This is a genomic window from Sphingomonas sp. Leaf412 (assembly GCF_001425405.1).
Lineage (GTDB): Bacteria > Pseudomonadota > Alphaproteobacteria > Sphingomonadales > Sphingomonadaceae > Sphingomonas.
Window position 1 is genome coordinate 594949 of the sequence record NZ_LMQP01000001.1, and the last position, 6573, is coordinate 601521.

At 70.0% G+C, this 6573-nt stretch carries 7 protein-coding genes; 6 read left to right on the top strand and 1 reads right to left on the bottom strand.

Features of this window, described 5'->3' with window-relative positions; all coding sequences use genetic code 11:
• The first annotated feature begins 77 nt into the window (after positions 1 to 77).
• From ASG29_RS02805 to ribA, 4 genes are all read left to right on the top strand, one after another.
• Positions 78 to 812, top strand: a complete 735-nt coding sequence (locus ASG29_RS02805) for a TerC family protein (protein ID WP_200932345.1) — start codon at positions 78 to 80, stop codon at positions 810 to 812.
• 57 nt (positions 813 to 869) lie between these two features.
• Complete coding sequence (locus ASG29_RS02810; protein ID WP_055979779.1) at positions 870 to 1487, top strand: LolA family protein; 618 nt, start codon at positions 870 to 872, stop codon at positions 1485 to 1487.
• Between the two features lie 442 nt (positions 1488 to 1929).
• On the top strand, positions 1930 to 2712 hold the full coding sequence (locus tag ASG29_RS02815) for an exodeoxyribonuclease III (protein ID WP_055979783.1): 783 nt from the start codon (positions 1930 to 1932) through the stop codon (positions 2710 to 2712).
• A 47-nt stretch (positions 2713 to 2759) separates the two neighbouring features.
• Positions 2760 to 3782, top strand: coding sequence for a GTP cyclohydrolase II (ribA, locus tag ASG29_RS02820; RefSeq protein ID WP_055980767.1), 1023 nt, complete (start codon positions 2760 to 2762; stop codon positions 3780 to 3782).
• A gap of 148 nt (positions 3783 to 3930) precedes the next feature.
• Here ribA and ASG29_RS02825 read toward each other — a convergent pair whose 3' ends face one another.
• Positions 3931 to 4749, bottom strand: coding sequence for an inositol monophosphatase family protein (locus ASG29_RS02825; protein WP_055979786.1), 819 nt, complete (start codon positions 4747 to 4749; stop codon positions 3931 to 3933).
• A 64-nt stretch (positions 4750 to 4813) separates the two neighbouring features.
• On the opposite strand from ASG29_RS02825, the gene ASG29_RS02830 reads away from it, so the two are divergent.
• Together ASG29_RS02830 and ASG29_RS02835 are read left to right on the top strand one after the other, a co-directional pair.
• Entirely contained in the window at positions 4814 to 5344 is a 531-nt protein-coding gene (locus tag ASG29_RS02830) for a peroxiredoxin (RefSeq protein WP_055979789.1), read from the top strand.
• A 90-nt stretch (positions 5345 to 5434) separates the two neighbouring features.
• Positions 5435 to 6442, top strand: coding sequence for a GGDEF domain-containing protein (locus ASG29_RS02835; protein WP_055979792.1), 1008 nt, complete (start codon positions 5435 to 5437; stop codon positions 6440 to 6442).
• Positions 6443 to 6573: the final 131 nt, after the last annotated feature.

A 6573-nucleotide genomic window follows, 5' to 3' on the forward strand; every position in this document is an offset into this window, starting at 1 on the left:
CGCCCTTCGCCGGGAACACCGCGGGAAGCACGCAAGGTCGCTTCCCCCCGCCCGTTTCGCGCGTTAGGGCGCGCGTGATGTTGATCGAAACCCTCCTCGCCGCCGCGACGACCGCCATCCAGGGACCCGGCTCGCTGGGCGATATCTGGCAGCATATCGTCGCCGATTTCTCGAACATCACCGATCCGCGCGCGCTGGCGACGTTCGGATCGGTGCTGATGATCGACCTGGTGCTGGCGGGCGACAACGCCATCGTCGTCGGCGCGCTCGCCGCCGGACTCCCTGCGGACCAGCGCAAGAAGGTCATCCTGATCGGCATCGGCGCCGCATTGGTGCTGCGCATCTTCTTCGCGCTGATCGTCACGTGGCTGATGGGGGTCGTCGGCCTGATCTTCGCGGGCGGATTGCTGTTGCTGTGGGTCAGCTGGAAATTCTGGCGCGAGATCCGCGAAGGATCGCAGAACGTCGGGTCGGACGAGGTGCAGGGCGACGAGACGTCGGGGTTGCGACCGGCGAAAAGCTTCGCGGGCGCCGCCTGGGCGGTCGCGGTGGCGGACGTGTCGATGAGCCTGGACAACGTCCTGGCGGTCGCGGGCGCGGCGCGGGAGCATCCGGGCATCCTGGTCGTCGGCCTGCTGCTGTCGGTCGCGCTGATGGGGCTGGCGGCGAACTTCATCGCGCGGATCATCGGGCGGCATCACTGGATCGCCTATATCGGGCTGGCCGTGATCGTGTTCGTCGCCGGACGCATGATCTACGAAGGCTGGGTCGGCGGCGAGGACACGGTCGGGCTGATGTCGCTGTTCCGATGAACGGCGGCAGGTGAACGGGTTCACGGCGCGTTCAACGCCGTACGGACAGGGTGGGGCATGACATTCTTCAAACCGTTCCTGGCGGTCGCCGCCGTCACGCTGGTCGCCCCCGCCGCGGCGCAGGCGCCCGCGGCCGACCTGGCGCAGGTGCAGCGGCACCTGTCGGCGACGAACACGATGGTCGCGGACTTCACGCAAACGGATCGCAACGGCCGGACGCTGACGGGCACGCTGACGCTGAAGAAGCCGGGGAAGATCCGCTTCCAGTATCAGAAGGGCGTGCCGCTGCTGATCGTGGGCGACGGCAAGGCGCTGACCTTCATCGATTATTCGGTGAAGCAGGTGCAGCGCTGGCCGATCGGCAATTCGCCGCTGGGCGTGCTGCTGGACCCGAACCGCGACATCTCGCGCTATGCCAAGGTCGTGCCGTCGGGCAATCCCGGCGTTCTGTCGGTCGAGGCCTATGATCCCAAGCATCCGGAATACGGCCGCATCACGCTGGTGATGGCCAGGAACGCGGGGTCGCCCGCGGGCCTGATGCTACAGGGATGGGTGGCGCTGGACAGCCAGGGCAATCGCACGACGATCCGCCTGTCCAACCAGCGCTTCAACGGTCCGGTCGCCGACGGCGCGTTCCGGTGGACCGACCCGCGGCGACAGACGCGCGCAGGCTGAACGGCACGTAACAGCGCCGTTCATGTCCGCGACAGGGTAGCGGTCCTAGAAGCGGACCTGCGGACGTGAGGGGCTGTTCGAGGATTTCCCCCCTGTTGCCTTCGGCAGCACCCACGCCCCGCCTGCGTGACGAACGTCAGGTCGGCCCTCGCTCCTTGCCCCCGGAGCGGGGGCCTTTCTGCGTCGGGCGGCCGGAAACAGCGACGCTGTTACCGGACTCGCCCAAGCACGGCCGGCGGGCCATGCCCGTTCGACGCGGGCTTTGCCCGCGGCGGGGTCCGATGCAGAAAACCCTCCCTCACATCCGGTCGGCTGTGCGCCGTCCAGGCTCACGCGCGGCGCATACCCTTCGACTGCGCTCAGGGCGAACGGCGGTCGGTGCGGTCTTCTTCGAACGCCGGTGCCATTGTCCCGGCGCGCCCGCCCCGCTAACCCACGCGGCGTGAAGATCGCCTCCTGGAACATCAACTCGGTCCGCTTCCGGCTCGACATCGTGGCGCAATTCCTGCGCGAGGCCGCGCCCGACGTGCTGTGCCTTCAGGAAACGAAGGTGGTGGACGAGGATTTTCCGGGCGAGGCGCTTCGCGCGCTGGGGTACGACCATATCCTGCTGCACGGACAGAAGATGCACCACGGCGTCGCGATCGTGTCGCGCGTGCCGATCGTGGAGGACGACCGGCTCGACTGGCAGGCGAACCGCGAGGCGCGGCATATCGGCGTGCGACTGCCGGGCGGGATCCGGCTGGAGAACGTCTACGTTCCCGCGGGCGGCGATGTGCCCGATCGCGACGCGAACCCGAAGTTCGGACAGAAGCTGGACTTCGTCGAGCGGATGACGCGCTGGTCGGAGACGCTGGCCTGCCCGACGATCCTGGTCGGCGATTTCAACATCGCGCCGTTGCCCAGCGACGTGTGGAGCCACAAGGCGTTGCTGAAGGTGGTCAGCCATACGCCGGTGGAGGTCGCGGCGCTGGACGCGATGCAGGCGGCGGGGGGCTGGGTCGACCTGGGTCGCCGTTTCCATCCCGCGCCGGCGCGGCTGCATACGTGGTGGAGCTATCGATCCCCCGACTGGACGAAGAACGATCGCGGGCGGCGGCTGGACCATCAATGGGCGACCGCCGACGTGGCGAAGACCGCGACCGCGCACACGGTGTTCGAGGATTGCCGCAGCTGGCTGAAACCGTCGGACCACGTGCCGATCATGACCGAGTTCGACTGGTGACCGCACGCCTCACCGGCGCGCGGGGGGCCGCACGGGCGATCGACGCGATGCGCCGCGGCTGGGGCATCGCGATCCGCGCGACCGGGGAGGCGCCGGTGACGTTGCTCGCGATCGAGACCGCGGATGCGGGGCGGCTGGCGGATTTCGCGCCCGGCGGCGCATTCGACCTGCTGATATCCAGCGGTCGGGCCGTGACGCTGAAACTGACCAACCAGCATGCCGCCGCCGACCCGGACCGCCCCGTTGCGATCCAGCATGCGCCGTGGTTCGACATGGCGCTGGCGACCGCGCTGGCGGATCCGCAGCTGGACCTGGCGACCCCGTTGAAGGGGCCGTTCCGCACGATCCCCGTCGCCAGCCCGGTCGCCGCGGCGGCGGCGTTGCGACTGGCACGGATCGCGGGGCTGCTGCCCGCCTTCTTCACCGGCGGGGTCGAGGCCGAGCTGACGATCGACGTCGACGACATCGACGCGCACGAGGATGCGACGCGGCTGGCCATCGCGGTGCGCGCGCGCCTGCCCGTCGCGCAGGCGGAGGATGCGGAGATCGTCGCCTTCCGCTCGCCCGAAAGCGCGGACGAGCATGTCGCGCTGCTGATCGGGCAGCCCGACGGACGCCCCCCGCTGGTGCGGTTGCACAGCGAATGCCTGACCGGCGACGTGCTGGGCAGCCTGAAATGCGATTGCGGGCCGCAGCTGGATGCCGCGATTCGCGCGATCCGCGAATCGGGCTGGGGCCTGCTGCTGTACCTGCGGCAGGAGGGGCGCGGGATCGGGCTGGTGAACAAGCTGCGCGCCTATGCCCTCCAGGACCAGGGGTACGACACCGTCGACGCCAACACGCGGTTGGGCTTCGCGATCGACGCGCGCGATTTCGGGGTGGCGGCGCGGATGCTGACGCTGCTGGGGCAGGATCGCGTCCGGTTGCTGACGAACAATCCCGCGAAGGTGGCGGGACTGGAGGCGGCGGGCGTGACGGTGGCGGAGCGCGTGGCGCACGCCTTGCCCGCCAATCCGCACAACGAACGCTATCTCGCGACAAAACGCGACCGCACGGGGCACCAGCTGTAGGGTTGCAGTTTCGGGGCGGTCGTAGGTCGCCGGAGTGCGGCGACGACCTTATGGCGGGTGCGGCCCCTGCGGGTCCTGAGCTGGTGGCGGCGGCGCTGCCGTCCAGGCCCCGTCGCAGGATGCGTCATCGGCGGGCGGGACCATGCGCCTAATGCGCGTGGCCGTGCCCGTCGGGTACGGCGCGCAGTGCCTCCAGCACCTCCTCCGCGCGCGCCGGGTCGCCGATCGCCAGCACGTGCCCCTCGCTATCCGCGGTCAGGGGATCGCCGTTCCAGTCGCACATGCGACCGCCCGCACCCTCCACCACGGGCACCAGCGCAGCGAAGTCGTGGAGCATCAGGCCGCTTTCGCACACGATGTCGAGGTGGCCGCTCGCCAGCAGGCCGTAATTGTAGCAGTCGCCGCCGTAGACGGGTCCCTGCCGCGGACTGCCCCCGCTGGCGGCGGCGACCAGGGCCAGGAAATGCGGCACGTCGCCCTCCGCGAACAGATGCGGGCTGGTCGTCGCCACGATCGCGCCGTCCAGCGCGGGGCAGGCGCGGGTGCGGACGGGCTGTCCGTTGAACAGCGTGTCGCGCCCAGCCACGCCGATCCAGCGTTCGCGCTGCACCGGCTGGTCGATCACGCCCAGGACGGGCCAGCCGTCTTCCACCAGCGCGATGAGCGTACCGAAGATCGCGCGCCCCGCGGTGAAGCTGCGCGTCCCGTCGATGGGGTCCAATACCCAGCGGCGACCGGTCACGCCGGGTTTCTCGCCATGTTCCTCCCCCAATATGCCGTCGCCGGGGCATTCGGCGTCGAGCAGGCGCCGCATCGCCGCCTCCGCCTCCCGGTCCGCGACGGTGACGGGGGATTTGTCGTCCTTCAGCGTCACCGCCCCGCCGCGACGGAAATGCGTTCGGATCACCGCGCCCGCGGCATCGGCGAGGCGGTGGGCGAGGTCGATATCGGATGGGCGGATCGGCATGGCACACGCCTATCGCCTGACCCTGCGAAGCGCTAGGAAAGCCTGTCCTTCAGGAGCCTGTCCCATGCGCGCCATCCTTGCCCTTCCGCTGTTCTTCCTGGCCACCGCCGCGCAGGCGGCACTGCCCACCGGGGCGAAGGCACCCGATTTCGCGACGCGCGGCGCGGTCGCGGGCAAGGTCGTCGACGTGAAGCTGGCGCAGGCGCTGAAGCGCGGGCCGGTGGTTCTGTACTTCTTCCCCGCCGCCTTCACCGACGGCTGCAACGCGGAGGCGCGCGCCTTCGCCGAGAAGGTCGGTGCCTTCAAGGCCGCGGGCGCCACCGTCATCGGCATGTCGGCCGATTCGGTGGCGGACCTCCAGCGCTTCTCCGCCACCGAATGCGCGGGCAAGTTCGCGGTGGCGAGCGCGGGGCCGCGCGTGATCCAGGGGTATGACGTGGCGATGGGGCGGCAGCTGAAGGGTCGGGACATCACCGCGCGCGTCAGCTACGTCATCGGGCGCGACGGGCGGATCGTCCTGGCGCACGGCGGGAACGACCCGGCCGCGCATGTCGCCGCCACGCTGGCCGCGGTGCAGGGCATGGCGAAGCGGTAGCACCGGTCACCATATCTTAGCGCTTCGCCGATAGCGTGCCCCTCCATCCCGTCCGGCAGGTCCGTGCGCGGGCAGAGGGCGGGGCGGGTAATGGCGACCAAGACGATCGAGCGCGATGCGGGCGCGACGGCACAGGCGGTGTTCGCGCAGGTCGGGGCGTTCCTGACGGCGCACCGGCTGTCGCCCGACCCGCGCAACTACACCATCGGATACGAGGTGGTCGCGAACCCGAGCGGCGTGACCGCGCGCGAGGTCGCGGTGCTGACCGACGGCGGGGTCCGGCTGTCGGCGGACGATATCGCGAAGCTGGGCGGCGTGGCGCTGCCGGGCGGAGAGAATGCGCTGAAGGAGGAGCGCGCGCTGCTGGACCGCGCGATGAGCCAGATGGAGGGATTCGCGCATACGGTCGATATCGTGTTCGCGGAGACGAGCGATTTCGGCCGCGACCTGCAACGCAGCGCGGACACGATGCGCGACGCCGGGCCGCTGGCGGGCATGGCGGAGATCGAGGAGCTGACCGCGGCGATGATCGAGCGGGTCGCCCGCGCCGAGCAGCGACTGGACCATGCGCGGCGCGAATCGGACGAATTGCGTCACGCGCTGGAGGAGGCGCGCGGCAACGCGCTGACCGATCCGCTGACCGAACTGGGCAATCGCCGCGCGTTCGACCATGCGTTCAACGCCCTGGCCCCCGATGCCGCGGTGGCGATGGTCATCTGCGACGTCGACCATTTCAAGCGGGTCAACGACAATTACGGCCACGCCGTCGGCGACCGCGTGCTGCGCACCGTCGCCCGCACGCTGATGGAGGAATGCGGCGGCCTGGCGACGCGGTACGGCGGCGAGGAATTCGCGGTCCTGTACGAGGGGATCAGCGCCGAGGAGGCGAAGGCGCGGATCGACCATGTGCGCGAGAATCTGGCCGGGCGCCGGTTCCGCGTCCGCGAGACCGACCAGCCGCTGGGCGTGATCGATTTCTCCGCCGGCGTGGTCCAGGGGGTCGTGGACGAGGGACGTGCGTCGTTGATGGCGCGGGCGGATGCGGCGCTGTACCGCGCGAAGGGCGAGGGGCGCGGGCGGACGATCATCGCGCCGTAAGTTGGCGCCGGTCGCCACCGCGGAGTGGCGCGAAATCCCAACGCCGCGGGGATCGAAGCGCCAACCCCTTGATAAACCGTGCGTTCATAAACTGGCACGCGCCATGCAAAGTCCCTGGCACCGACCGGATG